Genomic DNA, 20,619 nt, shown 5'->3' with positions numbered 1-20,619 from the left:
GGTCGCGGGCCGCGGCGAGCGGGTTCGGAGCGCGCGGGGTGGGGCGCGCGGGGTCGGGGCGCGCGGTGAGCGGGGTTCGTGCCGGGCCGGCCGCCTGGGCGGCACGGCCCGGGGCCGTGGAGTCCTCACCGGCCTCCCCGGGCGTGGCGGGCGATGTGCCGCAGGGCGTCGGCGAACTCCTCGGCGACCCGGCGGACGGTCCCGGTGTCGTGCACGGCGGGCCGGTGGTGCCAGCTGAAGGCGAGGCGGCCGTGCTGCACCGCGCCCACCACCTCCAGCAGGTGCGATCCGGGGTCCCGGGGGTCGTGGTCCTGCCCGAAGGAGCCGTGCTCGGCGCGCACCAGGCCGCTGCCCCGGGTCTCGGGGCCGGAGTCCCACTGGCCGAGGTAGTTGAACACCACCTGTCCGTGCGCGCCGGAGCCCAGACGCTCGCGGATCCCGGGCGGCCCGAAGGTGCGCAGGGCGCCGAAGCCGAGACCGTTGCCGGGGACGGCGCGCAGCTGGCGGCGCACCGACTTCACCAGGGACCGCCAGTCCCGCTCGGCGCCGGGGCCGGCGGGGTCGGGCACCTGGAGGGCGACCGGGTGGACGGTGGTGAACCAGCCGACCGTGCGGGACAGGTCGACGCCGTCGAGGAGGTCCTCGCGGCCGTGCCCTTCGAGGTCGAGGCGGACCCGGTCGTGCCCGGTCCAGCGGGCCAGGGACAGGGCGAGGGCGGCGAGCAGGACGTCGTTGACCCGGGTGCGGTAGGCCGTGGGCGCCGAGCGCAGCAGGGCCGCCGTGTCCTCCTCGTCCAGTTCCACGCCGACCACCGCGGTGCGCGCCGTCTCGGCCCCGGACGGCGCGTCCGCCGGGGCGGGCTCGGCGCGTACGGCCTCCTCCCAGTAGGGCAGTTCGTGGTCCAGGCCGCCCTCGGCGACGTGCGCCGACAGTTTCATGGACCAGGCGCGGAAGCTGGTGGTGCGTTCCCCGAGGGTGACGGGGCCGCCCTCGGCGGCCTGCCGGTAGGCGGTCTCCAGGTCGTCGCGCAGGATGCGCCAGGACACCGCGTCGATCACCAGGTGGTGGGCGACGAGCAGGAGGAAGACGGGCCGGTCCGCGTCCCCGGTGAACAGGGCCGCCCGCAGGTGCGGGCCGCGGGCCAGGTCGAAGCTCGCGTGCAGGTCGTCGGCGGCCTTCTGCATGGCCGCGTCGGCCTCCTCGGCGGACAGGCCCGTCAGGTCGTGGCGCACGAGGACGTCGTGGCTCCGTGCGGGTGGCGGGTTGAACTGGTGCCAGCCGTTCTCGTCCCGGGTGAAGCGCATGCGCAGGGCGTCGTGGTGCTCCAGCAGGGCTTCGAGGCCGCGGCGCAGGGCGTCCGGGTCGGGGGTGCCGTCGAGTTCGAGCAGCGCCGACTGGTTGAAGTGGTGGTGGGCGGCGCGCGGGGTGTTCAGGAACCAGTCCTGGATGGGGGTGAGCGGTACCTCGCCCGTGACCGGTCCGTCCTCGGTGCCGCGCGGCGCGGTGCGGACGACGGCGGCCAGTTCGGCCACGGTCTGGTGCGTGAACAGGTCCCGGGTGGCCAGGTGCAGGCCGTCCCTGCGCAGGCGCGAGACGACCTGCATGCTCAGGATGGAGTCGCCGCCGAGCGCGAAGAAGTTGTCGTCGGCGCCGACGTCCTCGATGCCGAGCACGTCGGCCCAGATCCGGGCGATCCGGCGCTCGGTCTCGGTGCGGGGCGCGGTACGCGGTCCGTCGGCCGCCTGGGCGGTGCCGGGGGCCGGCAGGGCGCGCCGGTCGAGCTTGCCGTTCGGGGTGAGCGGCAGCCGCTGCAGCGGTACGAAGAGCGCCGGCACCATGTGCGGGGGCAGTTGGTGCGCCAGGTGTTCCCGCAGCTCGCCGACGGGCACGCCCGTGTCGGCCGGGTCCGCCGGCACGAGGTAGGCCACGAGCCGGGCCGGTCCGGCGCCGGCGCCTTCCTTCGGCGCGTCGGTGCGGACGAGGACGACCGCGTCCCGCACCAGCGGGCTGCGGCGCAGCGCGCTCTCTATCTCGCCCGGCTCGATGCGGAAGCCGCGCAGCTTGACCTGCTCGTCGACGCGTCCGGCGAAGCGGAGTTCACCGTCGGCGGTCCACCGCACCAGGTCGCCGGTGCGGTACATCCGCTCCCCCGGCGCGCCGAACGGGTCGGCGACGAACCGCCGGGCGGTGAGCCCGGGCCGGCCGAGGTAGCCGCGGGCGAGGCCGGGGCCCGCCACGTACAGCTCCCCGGTGACGCCGGGCGGGACCGGGCGGAGGGCGGCGTCGAGGACGTGGATCCGGGTGGCGCCGGAGGGACGGCCTATGGGCGGGGCGCCGGCGCCGGGCGACAGGGGGCCGGTCCAGGTGGCGACGACGGTGGCCTCGGTGGGTCCGTAGGAGTTGATCATCCGCCGGCCGGGTGCCCAGGTCTCCACCAGGTCGGCCGGGCAGGCCTCGGCGCCGACGATGAGGGTGCGCAGTCCGGGCAGGGTGGCCGCCGCCTGGGGCTGGACGGTGGCGAGGGCCGCCGGGGGGATCAGGGTGTGGCTGATGCGGCGCGTGGCGAGCACCTCGGCCAGCCGTTCCCCGACGAGCGGGCCCTCCTCCCCCGTCACCAGGGCGGCTCCGCTGAGCAGCGACGTGCACAGTTCCAGCACGGAGGCGTCGAAGCTGGGCGAGGCGAACTGCAGCACCCGGTCGCCGGGGCCGGCCGCGTACCGTTCGGCCGCGGCCGCGGCGAAGGAGGACAGGCCCCGGTGGGTGACCGTCACGCCCTTGGGGGTGCCGGTCGAGCCCGAGGTGTAGATGACGTAGGCGGGGTGGCCGGGGGTGAGGGGGGCGGTGCGGTCGGCGTCCGTGGGGGCCGTGTCCGGTCCCTCGGCGGCCCACACCGCGGCCGGGTCGTCGAGCACCAGGTGGGCGCCCGCGTCCCGGACCATGAACTGCCGCCGCTGTGCCGGGTAGTCGGGGTCCACGGGCAGGAAGGCGCCGCCGGCCTTGGTGACGGCGAGCTGGGCCAGCACGGTCGCCGCCGAGCGGGGCAGGGCCAGGGCCACGATCCGCTCGGGTCCGACGCCGTCCCGGATGAGGCGGTGCGCGAGCCGGTTGGCCGCCCGGTCCACCTCCGCATAGGTCAGTTCCCGGTCGCCGTCCACCAGTGCCACCGCGTCCGGGGTACGGGCGGCCTGCCGCTGGAACAGCTCCGGCAGGGTCGTCTCGGGCACCGGGCGGAACGTGCCCCGTCCCTGGTCGAGCAGGGTCTTCAGCTCGTCGTCCGAGGTCAGCGGCAGGGCTCCGAGGGGGCGTTCGGGGTCTTCGGCGACGGCGGCCAGCAGGCTGCCGAGCTGGGCGGCCATCCGTTCGGCCGTGCCGGCGTCGAACAGGCCGGTGTTGTAGGTGAGCAGGCCGTGCAGCGCGCCGGAGGCGGTCTCGGCGAACTCCAGGGTGAGGTCGAACGCCGCCTGCTGCGACTCGGGTTCGACGTCGGTGACGTCCAGGCCGGGCAGGTCGAGGTCGGCCGCCGGGGTGTTCTGCAGGACGACCATGACCTGGAAGAGCGGGCTGCGGCTGGTGTCGCGGACCGGCTGAACCTCGTCCACCACCCGCTCGAACGGCACGTCCTGGTGGGCGAAGGCGTCCAGAACGGTCTGCCGCACCGCGGTGAGGAACTCGGCGAAGGGCCGCTGGGTCTCCACCCGCGAGCGCAGCACCAGGGTGTTGACGAAGAACCCGACGAGTCCCTGGGTCTCGGCCCGGTCGCGGCCGGAGGTGACGGTGCCGACGGCGATGTCCGTGGTGCCGGACAGCCGGGCGAGATAGGCCTGGGCGGCGGCGACCAGCGTGGTGAACAGGGTGGTCCCCCGCTCCCGGGCGAGCCGGGTCAGGCGCCGGGCGGTCCGGGCCGGCACCAGCAGGGGGGTGCTCGCCCCGTCGCCGGTGCGCACCGGGGGCCGGGGCCGGTCGGTGGGCAGTTCCAGCGGTTCGGTGCCGGCCAGGTGCTCCTTCCAGTAGGCGAGCTGCTCGTCGGTGCCGGTGCCGCCGGCGGTGCGCTGCCAGTGGGCGTAGTCGGCATACTGCACCGGCAGCGCCGGCAACTCCTGCCCCGGCATGCCGATTTCGGCTCGGTACAGCTGGGCCAGGTCGCCGAACAGCACCGAGGTGGACCAGCCGTCGGTGACGATGTGGTGCAGGGTGAGCCCGAGGACGTGGTCGTCGTCGGCCAGCCTCACCAGGGCGGTGCGCAGTAGCGGCCCCCGGCGCAGGTCGAAGGGGCGGGTGCGGTCGTCGGCGAGCAGGCGGCGCAGGGCCGGTTCGCGCTCCTGTGCGGGCAGGCCGGTCAGGTCGCGCAGGGGCAGGGGGACGTCCTGGGGCGGATGGACGATCTGGACACCGCGGCCGTCGACGCTGTCGAAGGTGGTGCGCAGTGACTCGTGCCGGGCCACCAGGGCGTCGAGCGCGGCGCCGAGTGCGCCGGTGTCCAGGGTGCCGCGCAGCCGCAGGGCGAGGGCGGTGACGTACTCGGCGCCGCCGGGCGTGAACTCCTCCAGGAACCAGAGGCGTTGCTGGGCGTACGACATCGGGGCCACCGCGTCGCGGGCCACCGGCACGATCGCCGGCCGGTGCGCGGGCCGCGTCCCGGAGACGAGGCGGGCCAGGCCGGCGGGGGTGGGGTGGGTGAACACGGCGCGGGGTGTGAGGTCGGTGGCGAAGACCTCGGCGAGGCGGGAGGCCAGCCGGATGCTGAGGATGGAGTCACCGCCGAGCCGGAAGAAGTCGTCCTCCACGCCGGGTGGTTCGATGCCCAGCACCTCCGCGAAGACCTCCGCCGTACGGCGCTCGGTGTCGTCGCGGGGCTCGATCCGCTCCTGTCCGGCCAGGCTCTGCGGTGCTGGGAGGGCGGCGCGGTCGACCTTGCCGTTGCCGCTGAGCGGCAGGGCGTCGAGCGGGACGAAGGCGGTGGGCACGAGGTAGTCGGGCAGGGCGCGGCCCGCGAAGGCGGCCAGCCGGGCCGGATCCTGTCCGGCCGGCCCGACCACGTAGGCCACGAGCCGCTTGACGCCCGGCCGGTCCTCGCGGGCCAGCACGGCCACGTCCGCGACGTCCGGGTGGGCCGCGAGCGCGGCCTCCACCTCGCCGGGCTCCACCCGGAAGCCGCGGATCTTCACCTGGTCGTCGGCCCGGCCGAGGAACTCGACGGTGCCGTCCCGGCGCCGCCTGGCCAGGTCGCCGGTGCGGTACATACGGGCCCCGGGCGGGCCGCAGGGGTCGGCGGGGAAGCGGGCCGCGGTGTCGCCGGGGCGGCCCAGGTAGCCGCGCGCCACGCCCTCGCCGGCCAGGTACAGTTCGCCGGCGCAGCCCGGCGGGACGGGCCGCAGCCGGCCGTCCAGGACGTGGACGCGCATGTCGTCCAGGGGGCGCCCGATGGGCACGGTGTCCGGCACCGCGGTCGCGTCGCTGAGGGCGAAGGAGGTCGCGAAGGTGGTCGTCTCGGTGGGGCCGTAGCCGTCCACCACGCTCAGGCCCGGGCAGGCGGCCAGCACCCGGCGCACGGCCGCGGCCGGGACCACGTCACCGCCGGTCCACACCTGGGCCAGGCCGCGGAAGCAGTCCGGCGCGTCCTGTGCGAGCAGCCGGAAGAGTCCGGCGGTCAGCCACAGGGCGGTCAGCCCGCCGTCGGCGGCGAGGCGTCGGACGAGGGCCGCGTCCACGCCGCCGTCCGGGGCGACGACCACGCGCCCGCCGTTGAGCAGCGGCGCCCACACCTCGAAGGTGGCGGCGTCGAAGGCCACCGGCGAGTGCAGGAGCACCCGGGCGCACACGCCGCCGGCGAAACGGCTGTCGGTGGCCAGCGCCGCCACGTCCCGGTGCCGCACCGCGACCGCCTTGGGCCGGCCGGTGGAGCCGGAGGTGAACATCACGTAGGCCAGCCGGTCGGGGTCGGCGGGCGGCAGGGACCGCGCCACCGCACCGGCGCGGGCGGGCACCTCGGCGGCGGTGCCGGGGGCGGTGCGAATGTCGGCGCCGGGGACGCCGCCGTCGTCGGTGCCGGGAGTGGTGCCGTCGGTGCCCGGGACGGTGCCGGGGGCGGTGCCGGCGGTGCCGGGGACGCTGCCGTTGGCGCCGGGGGCGCCGGGAGCGGTGCCGTCGGTGCGGGACGCGGTGACGTCGGTGGTGGTGAGGCGGACGGTGGCGGCCGCCTGGGTGAGCAGGGTGTCGCGACGTTCCCCGGGGGCCCGGGTGTCGACGGGCACGTAGGCGCCGCCCGCCATGAGGACCGCGAGCTGGGCGACGACGAGTTCGGCCGAGCGGTCCATCAGGAGCGCGACCCGGTCCTCGGGCGCCAGGCCGTCGGCGACCAGCCGGGAGGCGAGTCGCCGCGCCCAGTCGGAGAGCTGCCCGTACGTCAGGTCCCGGTCGCCGTCGCGGACCGCGACCGCGTCCGGTGTGCGCCGCGCCTGTGCGGCGAACAGGTCGACCGGGCTGGCCGGTTCCGCCTGGCGGGCGGTGGTGTTCCAGTCCGCCAGCAGCCGGCGGTCGTCCTCGGTGAGCGCGTCCAGGTCGTCGAGCGAGCCGTCGACGCCGTCGGCGAGGGCGGTCAGCAGGACGGTCAGGCGGTCCGCGGCCCGCTCGACGGTGGCGCGGTCGAACAGCGCGGGGTCGTAGGCCAGGTCGAAGCCGAGCCGGTCGGCCAGGTGGGCGCGCAGGCACCACGGGAAGGTGGTGGCGTCGTCGGCGCGCACCTCCGCCACCCGGACGCCCGTACGCGCCGTGGCGGCCTCGTCGACGGGGTAGTTCTCGAACACCACCATGCTGTCGAAGAGCGGCTCACCCGGGTCCGTTCCACTCACGGCCTGGATGCGGGGCAGCGCCAGGAAGTCGAAGCGGCGGGCCTCGCTCTGCCGCTCCTGCAGGGCGCGCAGCCAGGGCAGCACCGCCCGGTCGGCGCCGTGCGGGACACGGACGCGGGTCGGCACGGTGTTGATGAACATGCCGATCATCGTCTCGACGCCGGGCAGTTCGGCCGGCCGGCCGGAGACGGTCGTGCCGAACACCACGTCGTCGCGTCCGCAGGAGCGGGCCAGCAGCAGCCCCCAGGCGCCCTCCACCACGGTGCTGACGGTCAGTCCGGCGTGCGCGGCGGTCTCCCGCAGCCGCCGGGAGACCTCCTCGTCCAGCTCGTGGTGGACGGCGGCCGCGGACCGGGCGCGGTGCGCCTCGCCGGGTGTGCGGTCGTACGGCAGCGGGGTGCGGGCGGTGAACCCGGCCAGGGCGTCGGCCCAGTGCCGCTCGGCGACCGCCGTGTCCTGGGCGCGCAGCCAGTGCAGGAAGTCCGCGAACGGCCGTCGCGCCCGGGGCTGCGCGGCCGGGCCGCCGGTCAGCGCGGCGTAGTGTTCGCACACCTCGGTGAGCAGCTGTCCGGTGCTCCAGCCGTCCAGCACGATGTGGTGGGTGGACCACACCAGCAGCACCTCGTCGCCGGGCAGCGCGGCCAGGGTGAGCCGGGTGAGCGGCGCCGTGCCCAGGTCCATGCCGGCGGCGCGGTCCTCGGCGAGCAGCCGCTCGGTCGCCTCCGCGCGCGCTTCGGCGGTCAGGCCGCGCCAGTCGAGGTGGGTGATGGGCAACCGGGCGCGGCGGTGGACCACCTGCACGGGCTGGGGCAGGCCCTTGAAGTGGACGCTCGTGCGCAGCACGGGGGTGCGGTCGGTGACGCGCTGCCAGGCCTCGGCGAACGCCTGCGGGTCGGCCACCCCGGCGAGCCGTACCGCGGTGCGGTCGAAGTAGGCGCCCTCGGTGTCGACGACCCCGTGGAAGAGCATGCCGGACTGCAGCGGGGTGAGCGGCAGCACGTCCTCGACGTCCCGGCCGTCGCCGGCCAGCGCGTCGAGCTGGTCCTGGGTGAGGCCGGCGAGGGGGAAGTCGGACGGGGTGCGGCCGCCCGCCCCGGGCCGGGCGCAGTGGTCCGCGATGTCGCGCAGGGCGCTGACGGTGTCCTCGGCCAGCCGGCGCACGGTGGTCTCGTCGTAGACGGCCGGCGGGTAGGTCCAGCCCAGTTCGAGCCGTCCCTCCTGGACCACGCCGGTGATGTCCAGGAGGTAGGGGCGGGGTTCGTCCGGGTCGGTGTCGCGGCCGGCCGGGGGCAGCGCCCCCGTGAACAGGCCGTCGGCACCGGTGCCGCCGGCGTCCCACTGCCCGTGGTAGTTGAAGCCGACCTGGGGGGCCGCGCCGCCGGTGAGCGGGCTGCCGGGGAGCAGGTGGCGCAGGGCGCCGTGGCTGAGGCCGTGCAGCGGCACGGCGCGCAGCTGCTCCTTGACCGAGCGCAGGGTGTCGTGCCAGCCGGCGTCCGGGTCGACGCGCAGTGCGAGGGGGAACTCGGCGGTGAACCAGCCCACCGTCCGGGAGAGGTCCACGTCCTCGAAGAGGTCCTCGCGGCCGTGTCCCTCCACGCCGAGCAGCACGGTGTCGCGTCCGCACCATCGGGCCAGGGTGCGGCCGAGGGCGCTGAGGAGGACGTCGTTGACCTGGGTGCGGTAGGCCTCCGGGACCTGGCGCAGCAGGGCGTCGGTGGTGTCCTGGTCGAGGGTGACGGTGAGGGTGGCGGCGGTGCCGTGGGTGTTGGGGCCGGGCCGGCCCGCGGGCAGCCCGGCCGGGGCCGCGCCGGTGCGGGTCCAGTACGGCAGGTCGGCGTCCAGGGCGCCGCCGCGGGTGTGCCGCTCCAGCCGGGTGGCCCAGTGCCCGTACGAGGTGCCGGGTGCGGGGAGCGCCACGGGCTGTCCGGCCCGGGCCGCCCGGTAGGCGGTGTCCAGGTTCGCCAGCAGGATCCGCCAGGACACCCCGTCGACCGCCAGGTGGTGGGCGGTGAAGACGAGTTGGCCGTCCCGGTCGGGGCCGGGGTCGAAGAACAGGAGGCGGACGACCCGGCCGGTGGCGGGGTCGAGGGCGGCCTGCGCCTCGTCGGTGCGTCGCTGCACCTCCGTCTCCAGCTCCGTGGCGTCGAGCCGGGCGACGTCGTGGCGGGTGAGGACGGCGTCCGGCGCCTCGGCCAGGACCTCCTGGCGCCAGCCGTCGCCGGTGTGCCGGAACCGGGTGCGCAGGGCGGCGTGCCGGGCGACGACGGCCTCGGCGGCCCGGGCCAGGGCCGCGGGGTCGGTGCCCGGGGAGGTGCGCAGCCGCTGGGTCATGGTGAAGCGCAGGCTGTGCGCGGGGTCGCGGCCGTCGAGGTACCAGTGCTGGATCGGGGTGAGCGGGGCGTCGGCGGGCGGGGCGCCGCCGCTGACGGCCGGGCGGGCGGTGTTCTCGCCGACGCGCAGGGCGAGTTCGGCGACGGTCTGGTGCCGGAAGACGTCCTTGGTGGTGAGGGCGAGTCCGGCCTGCCGGGCGCGGGAGACGATCTGGATGCTGAGGATGGAGTCGCCGCCGAGGGCGAAGAAGTTGTCCTGGGCGCCGACGCGTTCGGCACCGAGCACCTCGGCCCAGATCGTGGCGAGCCGCTCCTCCGTGCCGGGCCGGGGTGCCACATACGCGGTGGTGGTGCCGGGCTGCGCGGGCGGTGCGGGCAGCGCGCGGCGGTCGGTCTTGCCGCTGGTGGTGCGCGGGATGCGGGCCAGCGGGACGAACGCGGTGGGCACCATGTGGTCCGGCAGCGTGCGCCGCAGCCACAGGCGCAGGTCCTCGGGCGCCGGGGCCCGGCCGGCGGCGGGTACGAGGTAGCCGACCAGGGTGAGCCGGCCCGCGTGCTCGCGGGCGGCGACGGCCGCGTCGGTGACGTCGGGGTGGCCGAGGAGGGCGGCCTCCACCTCGCCGGGTTCGATGCGGAAGCCGCGGATCTTCACCTGCTCGTCGACGCGGCCGAGGAACTCCAGCTGCCCGTCGCCGGTCCAGCGGGCCCGGTCGCCGGTGCGGTACATCCGCTCCCCCGGCGCCCCCAGCGGGTCGGCGACGAAGCGGGCGGCGGTCAGACCAGGGCGGTTCAGGTAGCCGCGGGCGACCTGCGCCCCGGCCAGGTACAGCTCACCGGGGACCCCGGGCGGTACCGGGCGCAGGGCGCCGTCGAGGACGTGGGCGCGCAGGTTGCCGCCGGGGCGGCCGATGACCGGCCGGCCGGGGCTGTCGGCGCAGCGGCCGTAGACGGCGTCGACGGTGCACTCGGTGGGCCCGTACATGTTCTGGACGGTGATGCCCAGGTCCCGTTCGGCCGCGGCGAGTTCGCGCCAGGTGGCGGTGGGGACCGCCTCGCCGCCCACGAGCAGCAGGCGCGGGTGGTGGCGGCCGGGGGCCAGCAGTCCGGCGGAGGTGAGTTCCCGCAGGAAGGACGGGGTGACGTTGACCAGGTCGAGCCGGTGTTCGGCGACCTGGGCGCAGAAGGCCTCCGGGTCCAGGCGCACGTCCTCGTCGAGGAGGTGGACCTCGTGGCCGAGGGCGAGCAGCAGCGGTCCCTCCCAGGAGGTGTCGAAGGAGAAGGAGGCGCTGAGCGCGGCGCGCAGCCGCTGCCCGCCGGTGGTGTGCGGGGCGAGAAGGCGTGCCTGGTGGTCGTGGCAGAGGTTGACCAGCTGCCGGTGTTCCACGGCGACGCCCTTGGGGAGGCCGGTGGAGCCGGAGGTGTGGACGAGGTAGGCGGTGTGCCCGGGCAGCAGCGGTTCGGTGCGGTCGGCGTCGGTCGGGTCGTGGGCGGGCAGCCGGTCCCAGGGCACGTCGGCCAGGTCGTCGAGCAGCGTGTGCGGCCGGGTGTCCGCCAGCAGGAACCGGGCGCGTTCCGCCGGTAGTTCGGGGTCGAGGCAGAGCAGGGCGGCGCCTGCCTTGAGCACCGCGAACAGCGCCACCAGCTGCTCGGAGGTGCGGGGCAGCCGGACGGCGACGACGCGTTCGGGGCCGGCGCCGAGTGCGATGAGGTGGTGGGCGAGGCGGTTGGCGCGCTCGTTCAGCGCGGCGAAGCCGAGGGTGGTGTCCCGGGCGACCAGTGCGGTGCGGTGCGGGGTGCGGGCGGCCTGTGCCTCGAACAGGGCGGTGAACGTGGTGTCCGGTTCGGGCAGGCGGGCGCCCCGCCCGAAGCCGAGCACCCGCCGGCGTTCGCCGTCGGTCATCAACGGCAGTGTGCCGACGGGGCGTTCGGGATCCTCGGCGGCGGCTTCCAGCAGGATGCGCAGCCGGTCGGCCAGCCGCTCGGCGGTGGCGGTGTCGAACAGGCCGGTGTTGTACTCCAGGTATCCGGTGAGCCCGCCGTCCCGCTCGACGAAGTCGAAGGCGAGGTCGAAGGTGGCGTTGCGGACCGGCGGGGTCACCGGCTCGGTCTCGAGGCCCGGCAGCCGCAGGGCGCCGGCGCCGAGGTTGTGCAGGGCCACCATGACCTGGAACAAGGGGGTCCGGCTGGTGTCGCGTTCGGGCTGGAGGGCGTCCACCACCCGTTCGAAGGGCACCTCCTGGTGGGCGAAGGCGTCCAGCACGGTGCCGCGCACCTCGGTCAGCAGCTCGCGGAACGGCAGTTCCGGCCGCACCCGGGCGCGCAGCACCAGCGTGTTGACGAACATGCCGACCACGTCGTGAAGTTCGGGCCGGTCGCGGCCGGCGGTGACGGTGCCGACGGTGACGTCCTGCTGTCCGGACCAGCGGGCGAGCAGCACCTGGCAGGCCGTCACGAGGGTCATGTAGAGGGTGGCGTCGGCCTCCCGGCCGCGCTCGCGCAGCCGCTCGGTCAGGGCGGCGGGCAGCGTGAAGGTCAGCAGGGCGCCGTCGCGGGTGCGGACGGCCGGGCGCGGCCGGTCGGTGGGCAGCTCCAGCGCGGTGACCCCGTCCAGGGCGCGGCGCCAGTGGTCGAGGCCGGCGTCGAGGCGGTCGGCGCGGGTGCGCTGCCAGACGGCGTAGTCGGTGTAGCGCACGGGGAGGCCGGGCAGGGCGGGTGGGCGGTTCTCGTGGGCCGCCGTGTACAGCTCGCCGAGGTCGCGGCCGAGCACGCCCATCGACCAGCCGTCGGTGACGATGTGGTGGACGGCCAGGATCAGGACGTGGTCGTCGGCGGCCAGGCGGGCCAGGCGGGCGCGCAGCAGCGGTCCGGCGGCCAGGTCGAAGGGGAGGGCGGCCTCGCGGGCGAGGAGGGCGTCCAGGTCGGTGTGGCGGGCGAGATCCTCCGCCGGGAGGTCCACGGTGCCGGGCGGGTGGACGATCTGCCGGGCCTGGCCGTCGTGCTCCTCGAAGGTGGTGCGCAGTGCCTCGTGCCGGGCGACGAGACCGTCCAGGGCGGTGCGCAGGGCGGCCCGGTCGAGCGGGCCGCGCAGCCGCAGCACCGACAGGGTGGTGTACTCGGTGCTGCCCGGCTCGAAGCGGTCGAGGAACCACAGCCGTTGCTGGGCGTACGACAGCGGCGCCGGGGCGCCGGGACCGGCGGCCGGGATGGTGCCGGCGGGAGCGGTGTGTCCGGCGGGCGGGTCGCCGAGGGCGGCGGCGAGCTCCGACAGCCTCGGGTGGGTGAACAGCAGGCGGGGCGAGACGGCGGTGCCGAAGGCGGCGCGCAGCCGGGAGACGACGCGGACGGCGAGGATGGAGTCGCCGCCCAGGGCGAAGAAGTCGTCGTCGGCGCCGACGCCGTCGGTGTCCAGGACGTCCGTCCAGGCCGTGGCGACCAGCCGTTCGGCGGGGGTGCGCGGCGGGGTGCGGCCGGCATCGGCGGCGAACCCGTCCGGGCCGGGCGCGGGCAGCGCGCGGCGGTCGAGCTTGCCGTTGGCGGTGAGTGGCAGGGTGGTCATCGGCACATAGGCGGCGGGCACCATGTGCGCGGGCAGCAACCCCTCCAGGTGGGAGCGGAGTTCGGCGGCCGAGGGCGGTGCCGTGGCCCGGTCGCCGCCGCCGGTGCCGACGACGTGGGCCACCAGCCGGCGCGTCCCTGCGGCGTCCTCGTAGACGCCGACGGTCGCGGCGCCGACGCCCGGGTGGGTGTGCAGGGCGGCCTCGATCTCGCCCGGCTCGATGCGGTAGCCGCGGATCTTCACCTGCTGGTCGGCCCGGCCCAGGTACTCCAGGGTGCCGTCGGCCCGCCTGCGGGCCCGGTCGCCGGTGCGGTACATGCGGGTGCCGGGCCGCCCGAACGGGTCGGCGAGGAAGCGGGTCGCGGTCAGGCCGGGGCGGCGCAGGTAGCCGCGGGCGAGCCCCTCTCCGGCGACGTACATCTCGCCCACGGCGCCGGGGGGTACGGGTTGCAGGGTGTCGTCGAGGACGTGGACGCGCAGGTCGGGGATGCCGGTGCCGATCGGGCTCGCGGTGCCCGTGCGGGCCGTCGCCCGGTCGAGCGGGGCGTAGGTGACGTGCACGGTGGTCTCGGTGATGCCGTACATGTTCACCAGGCGCGGGGCGGTGTCCGGGTGGCGCGCGTACCAGCCGGCGAGCCGGGACACGTCCAGTGCCTCGCCACCGAAGATCACGGTGCGCAGCGCCAGCCGGTCGCCGGTGCCGGGGAGCTGGGCGTCGGCCCGGGCCAGCGGGTAGAACGCGGACGGGGTCTGGTTGAGGACGGTGACCCGTTCGTCGGCGAGGAGCCGCAGGAAGTCCTCCGGGGAGCGGGCGGTGTCCTCGGGGACGACGACGAGCCGGCCGCCGTGCAGCAGGGGGCCCCACAGTTCCCACACCGAGAAGTCGAAGGCGTAGGAGTGGAACAGCGTCCACACGTCGTCCTCGCCGAAGCCGAACCACTGCCGGGTGCGGGTGAACAGGCGCACCACGTTGGCGTGCGGGACGACGACGCCCTTGGGCCGGCCGGTGGAGCCGGAGGTGTAGATGGCGTAGGCGGGGCTCTCGGGCAGCGGGCACCGGGCCGGGTCCCGCGGGTCCGTGGCCGGACGCCGGGCCAGGTCGTCCCGTACCCCGGCGTCGTCGAGCAGCAGCAGGGGTACGGCGGTGTACCCGGCCCGCGCGGCGGTGCCGGTGGTGGTCACCAGCGTCACCGGGGCGGCGTCCGCCAGCAGCCCGGCGACGCGTTCGGCGGGCAGGGCGGGGTCGATGGGCAGATAGGCGGCGCCGGTCTTGAGGACGGCGAGGACGGCCACGACCAGGTCGCAGGAGCGGGGCAGCGCGAGGGCCACGAACCGCTCGGGTGCGGCGCCGAGTTCGGCGAGCCGGTGCGCGAGCCGGTTGGCGCGCGCGTTCAGCGTGGCGTAGTCGAGGCGCTCGTCGCCGCAGCCGACGGCCTCGGCGGCGGGGGTGCGGGCGACCTGGGCGGCGAAGAGGCCGACGAGGGTGTCGGCGGGCCGGCCCTCCTCGGTGCCCTGGAAGTCGACCAGCATGCGCCGCCGTTCCTCGGCGGTGGTCCAGGCCAGGCTGCGCAGCGGGCGGTCCGGGTCGTCGGCCAGCTCACCGAGCAGCAGGCACAGCCGGCCGGCGAGGGTTCGGACGGTCGCCGCGTCGAACAGCTCGGGGTCGTAGGCGAGGTCGAAGCCGAAGCGCTCGCCCTGGTAGGCCCGCAGCACCAGGGCGTAGTTGGTGGCGTCCCGCGAGGAGACGTCGGCCAGGCGGATGCCGGAGCCGGCCGAACGGGTCTCGTCGAAGGGGTAGTTCTCGAACGCGACCATGCTGTCGAACAGCGGGCTGCCGGACGGCACGGCGCTCAGGCCGGTCAGCTCGGCGAGGGACACCGCGGCGAACCGCCGCGCCTCGGCCTGCGCCTCCTGCAGCTCCCGCAGCCAGGCGCCGGCGGTACGGCTGCCGTCCACGGACACCCGGGTGGGCAGGGTGTTGATGAACATGCCCACCATCGACTCCACGCCGGGCAGGTCGTCCGGGCGGCCGGAGACGGTGGTGCCGAACAGCACGTCCCGTTCGGCGCTGTAGCGGGACAGCAGCAGCGCCCAGGCGCCCTGCACCACCGTGCCGAGCGTCAGGCCCGCTCGGCGGGCGGTGCGCGCGAGCCGCGCGGACACCTCCTCGGACAGCCCGGCCGTGTGCGCCCGGGTGGAACGCGTCTCGTGTCCGGCACGCCGGGCGCGGTCGGCGGGCAGCGGGGTCGGCGTGGCGAAGCCGGCCAGGACGCCGCGCCAGTGGGTGCGGGCGGCCTCGGCGTCCTGGCCGGCCAGCCAGCGCACGTAGTCGCCGAAGGGGCGCCGCGCGGACGGCCGCGGTTCGGCACCGGTGGTGAGGGCCGCGTACTCCTCGAAGACGTCGGTGAGCACCTGGGCCAGGCTCCAGCCGTCCAGGATCAGGTGGTGGGAGGTCCACAGCAGGTGCAGGCGGGCGTCGGGCAGCCGGACGAGGGTCAGCCGCATCAGCGGCGCCGCGGTGAGGTCCAGGCCCCGCGCGAGGTCGTCGGCGCGCAGCGCGGCCAGCCGGCCGGCCCGCTCGGCCGGGTCCAGCTCGCGCCAGTCCACCTGGGTGACGGGCACCCGCACCTCCCGGTGCACCACCTGGAGCGGGACCGGGACACCCTCCCAGACCACCGAGGTGCGCAGCGCCGGGGTGCGGTCGGTCACCCGCTGCCAGGCGAGGGCCAGGGCGTCCGGGTCGCTCACTCCTTCCAGCAGCAGCGCGGCCTGGTCGACGTACACGTCGTCCGGCCCGCCGACCAGGCGGTGGAAGAGCATGCCCTCCTGGAGCGGGGTGAGCGGCAGCAGGTCCGTCACGTCGCGGCCGTCGCCCACCAGGCGGTCCACGGCGGCCTGGTCCAGGCGGGCGAGCGGGAAGTCGGACGGGGTGCGGCCGCCCGCGCCGGGGCGCGCGCAGTGCCCGGCGATGGCGGCGAGCGCGCCGGCCATGGCGTCCGCGAGACCCTGGACGGTGTCCGCGCGGTGCACCTGGTCGCTGTAGTGCCAGGTGATCTCCAGCCGGCCGTCGGCCACCACGGCCGAGACGTCGAGGAGGTGGTCCAGCGGGGCGCCGGGGTCCATGTCGCGGCCGGGGACGTCGGCGGCGGGGGCGAAGTCCCCGCCGCCGGGCGCCTCCCACTGCCCGTGGTAGGTGAAGCACACCTGCGGCAGGGGCAGTTGGCGCAGCGGCCGGGCGGCCGGGTCGGGTGAGCCGAGATGGGCCAGTGCCTGGTAGCTCAGCCCCCGCCGGGGCACGGCACGCAGCCGTTCCTTGACGCTCTTGAGCGTGGCGCCCCAGTCCGGTGTGCCGGCGGGGCCCGCCGGGGTGAGGGTGACGGGGTACTGGCTGGTGAACCAGCCGACCGTGCGGGACAGGTCGACGCCCTCGGCCAGGTCCTCCTCGCGGCCGTGGCCCTCCAGGGCGACGGTGATCCGCTCGGCGCCCGCCCAGTCGGCGAGCACCCGGCCGAGCGCGCTCAGCAGTACGTCGTTGACCTGGGTGCGGTAGACGCCCGGCACCCGGCGCAGCAGCGCCTCGGTGGTGGCGCGGTCGACACGGGTGCGCACCGTGCGCACGGAACCGGCGAGCGGGGTGCCGGGCAGGTCCACGGGCAGGGGGGTGCGCGGGCCGGCGGTCTCGGCCGTCCAGTAGGGCAGGTCGTCGTCGAGGTCGCCGGCCCGCACCCGCTCGGCCAGGTGGCGGGACCACGCCGTCAACGGGGTGTGCTCGGGCTCGAGTCGGGGGTCCTCGCCCGCGGCGGCCTGCCGATAGGCGAGCGCCAGGTCCTCGAGGAGCACCCGCCAGGAGACGCTGTCCACGGCCAGGTGATGGGCCGTCAGGAAGAGTCGGGGCCGCTCGCGGCCCGGCAGCAGGGCCGCTCGCAGCAGTGCTCCGGTGGCCGGGTCCAGGGCCGCCCGGGCGGCGTCGGCGGCCTCCTCGGGTGCGGTCGTGGCGCTGTGCCGGGTCAGCAGCCCGGTGGCCGGGCCGGTGCCCGGGTGCTGCCGGCGGGCGTCGTCCGTGCCGGTGAAGCGGGTGCGCAGAGCCGGGTGGCGGACCACGACCGCCTCCAACGCCCGCTCCAGCGCCGCCTCGTCCAGGTCGTGCGGCAGGTCGAGCAGCAGGGACATGCTGAAGTGGCGCAGCGGTCCGTGAGTGGCGAGGAACCACTCCTGGACCGGGGTCAGCGGGGCGGGGCCGTCGTCGTGCGGACGCCTGGGGGCGGGCTCGGCGGCGCTGCGGTGGGCCGCCGCCGCGGCCAGGTCGGCGACCGTCTGATGGCGGAAGACGTCCTGTGAACCGAGGCGCAGGCCGGCCGCGCGGGCCCGGGAGACGGCCTGGATGCTCAGGATCGAGTCGCCGCCCAGCTCGAAGAAGTTGTCCGTGACGCCCACCCGGGCCACGCCGAGCACCTCGGCCCAGATGCCGGCCAGGGTCTCCTCGGCGGGGGTGCGGGGGGCCGTGAACTCCCCTTCCCTTTCGGCGCCTTCGGGGTCGGGCGCGGGCAGGGCGCGGCGGTCCAGCTTGCCGCTGGTGGTCAGCGGCAGCGCGGCCAGCGCGGTGAAGGAGGACGGCACCATGTGGTCGGGCAGCACGCGCCGCAGGGCGGCCCGCAGGTCCGCCGGGGCGGGCCGGGGCGCACCGGACGCGGGGACGACGTAGCCGGCCAGCCGGGTGTGGCCGTGCGGGTCGGTCACGGCGGCGACCGCGGCCGCGGCGACCTCCGGCAGGTCGAGCAGGGCCGCCTCGATCTCGCCGGGTTCGATGCGGTGGCCGCGCACCTTGACCTGGTCGTCGGCGCGTCCCAGGTAGTCGATGCGCCCGTCGGCGGTCCAGCGTGCCAGGTCGCCCGTGCGGTACATGCGGCTTCCGGGCGGCCCGAAGGGATCGGGCCGGAAGCGGGCGGCGGTCAGCCCGGGCCGGCCGGCGTAGCCCCGGGCGAGCTGCTCGCCGGCCAGGTAGAGCTCGCCGCCGACGCCGGGGGGCACGGGCTGCAGCCGGTCGTCGAGGACGTAGGCGCTCACCTTCGGCAGCGGCCGCCCCACCAGCGGACGGTCGGCGTCCTCGATGCGGCAGGCCAGCGCGTCGACCGTGCACTCGGTGGGCCCGTAGAAGTTGTAGGCGCTCAACCCGGGCCGCGCGGCCAGCTCGCGCCACAGGGCGGGGCCGACCGGCTCGCCGCCGAGCATCAGCACCCGGGGGTGGTGCCGCGGATCGGTCAGCAGTCCGGCGGGCAGCAGCTGGCGCAGGTACGAGGGGGTGACGTCGAGGAAGTCGACGCGGTGCGCGACGACGTACTCGACCAGGGCCGCCGGGTCCATCCGGGTCACCTCGTCGACCAGGTGCAGCGGGTGGCCGTCGGCCATCAGCAGCACCCCTTCGAGGGAGGTGTCGAAGGAGAAGGACGCGGTGAGGGCCACTCGCAGCGGGCCGCCGCCCGCCTCGGCGACGAAGCCCGAGCGGTGCGCCGCGAGCAGGTGCGCCGCCGAACGGTGGGCCACCGCGACACCCTTGGGGCGGCCGGTGGAGCCGGAGGTGTAGATGACGTACGCGGTGTGCCAGGGGTCCAGCGGGGCGCGGCGGTCGGCGTCGGTGGGGTCGGTGTCCGGGACGCCGGCGGGTACGGCCCGCAGCGCGGCCTCGTCGAGGACCAGGGCCGGACGGGCGTCCTCCAGCAGGTACTGGACGCGCTCTTCCGGCAGCGCCGGGTCCAGGGGCAGGTAGCCGGCGCCGGACTTCCAGACGGCGAGGATCGCCACGATCATGCCGGCGGTCCGCGGCAGCCGCAGCGCGACCAGCCGTTCGGGGCCGGCGCCGCGGGCGATCAGATGGTGGGCGAGCCGGTTGGCGCGGGCGTTGAGCGTGGCGTAGTCCAGCCGCTCGCCACCGGCGACCAGGGCGAGCGCGCCGGGGGTGAGGGCCGCCCGGCGCTCGAAGATCTCCGGGTAGGTGGTGTCACCGGCGGGAGCGGGGTGGACGGCGGCGGGGGGTGTGGTGGCGCGGGGGGTGGTGGCGGGGGCGGTCGTGTCGGTGGCGGCGGGGACGGTCGTGTCGGTGGCGGCCGCCTCGTGACCGGTTGCTTCGTGACGCGTTGCCTCATGGTCGGTGGCTTCGTGGTCGGTGGCTTCGTGGTCGGTGGCTTCGTGGTCGGTGGCCTGAGGGGCGGTTGCGCCGGGGGCAGTTGCTTCGTGGCCGGTTGTTTCGCCGCCGGTTGTTTCGCCGCCGGTTGTTTCCTGGCCGGTGGCACGGGGGCCGGTTGCGCCGGAGGGGGCCGCTTCGGAGTCGGTGGTGTTCCACGCTTCGGGGTCGGTGGCGTTCCAGTCGACGGTGACCTGCCGCAGCTCTCGCTCGGACAGCAGCGGCAGGGTGCCGAGCGGCCGGTCCGGTTCACCGGTGGCGGCCTCCAGCAGCCGCACCAGCTGCCCGGCCGCCCGCTCGGCCGTCGCCGCGTCGAACAGGTCGGTGCGGTACTCCAGCAGGCCGGTCAGTGCGTCCCCGTCCGGTACGAACTCCACGCTCAGGTCGAAGGTGGCCGCCTGGCGCGGTACGGCGACCGGGGAGGCGGCGAGTCCGCGGGCGGCGCCGGCGGCGGGCGGATCGGGGTGCAGCAGGACCATCACGTCGAACAGCGGGTTGCGGCCCGCCTCACGGGGCGCGCCCACCGCCTCCACGATCCGCTCGAACGGCGTGTCGCCGTGCGCGAAGGCGTCGTTGACGGTGCCGGCGGTCTCGGCCAGCAGGTCGCTGAAGGACCCGGCCGCCCGTACCGTCGTGCGCAGCGCCACCGTGTTCACGAAGAAGCCGACGGCGCGTTCGAGGTCGGTGCGGGAGCGGCCGGGGGTGAGTGAGCCGACGGTGATGTCGTCCTGGCCGGACCAGCGGGCCAGCAGGGCCTGGGTGGCGGCGACCAGGGCGGTGTACAGGGTGGTGTGCCGCTGTCTGGCGAGGTCGCGCAGCCGTGCCGTGACACCGGCGGGGACGGTGAAGGTGTGGACGGCGCCCGCGCCCGCCTCCTCACCGCGCCGCGGGTGGTCCAGGGGCAGTTCGGGGGCCGCCGCGCCCGTCAGCCGTTCCTTCCAGTGGGCCAGCTCCCGCTCCAGCCGGGCACCCGAGAGCTGCTCGCGCTGCCACACCGCGAAGTCCGGGTACTGCGTCGGCACCGGCGGCAGCTGTGCCTCGGTGCCCCGGGCCAGGGCGTCGTAGGCGGTGCACAGTTCGTCCAGGACGATGCCCATCGACCAGCCGTCGGTGACGATGTGATGGGCGGTCAGCAGCAGCACGTGCGAGGTCGCCGACTCGCGCAGCAGCAGGGCCCGCAGCAGGGGGCCGCGCCGCAGGTCGAAGGGCCGGGAGTACTCCTCCAGCAGGGCCGCGTCGGTGCCTGTCGTGCCCTGGTCCACGGTGCCCGAGGTGCCCGTGTCCGTGGTGTCCCGGTCCACGGTGCCCGAGGTGCCCGTGTCCGTGGTGTCCCGGACCGCGAGCGGCACCGGCCCCGCGGGGCGGACGGTCTGCGCCGGCCGTCCGTCGGCCTCCTCGAACGTGGTGCGCAGCGCTTCGTGGCGGCCGACGACGGTGGCGAGCGCCGCCTCCAGCGCGGCGCGGTCCAGGGCGCCGGTGAACCGCACCGCCACGGCGCTGTTGTAGCGCGGGTCGCCGGGCCGCAGCCGGTCCAGGAACCACAGGCGCTGCTGGGCGAAGGACAGGGGCAGCGGCCGGTCCCGGCCGGCCCGCGGTATACCGCGCGACGCGGCGCCGGACGCACCACCGGCCCGCCCGGCCAGTCTCCGGCGCATCGCCTCCTGCAGCTCGGCGGGCAACGCCCGGGCCCGCTCCCCCACCGACGCG

Annotated in this window: 1 protein-coding gene; it reads right to left on the bottom strand. The window is 76.2% G+C overall.

Going from position 1 to position 20,619, the window contains the following annotated elements:
- Positions 1–125 precede the first annotated feature (125 nt).
- Positions 126–20,567 carry a non-ribosomal peptide synthase/polyketide synthase gene (locus ABVB68_RS28785; RefSeq protein WP_503006326.1) on the bottom strand — a complete coding sequence of 6,814 codons (20,442 nt, stop codon included), beginning with the start codon at positions 20,565–20,567 and terminating at the stop codon, positions 126–128.
- Positions 20,568–20,619 lie beyond the last annotated feature (52 nt).

Source organism: Streptomyces sp. NPDC096012 (assembly GCF_040426375.1).
In the GTDB taxonomy this organism is placed as follows: Bacteria; Actinomycetota; Actinomycetes; order Streptomycetales; family Streptomycetaceae; genus Streptomyces.
Note: the sequence above shows the minus strand (reverse complement) of the source record. Positions and strands in the feature narration are given on the sequence as shown.

Coding starts and splice junctions, on each gene's coding strand:
- ABVB68_RS28785 (WP_503006326.1), bottom strand. CDS start 20,567: ATGCGCCGGAGACTGGCCGGGCGGGCCGGTGGTGCGTCCGGCGCCGCG.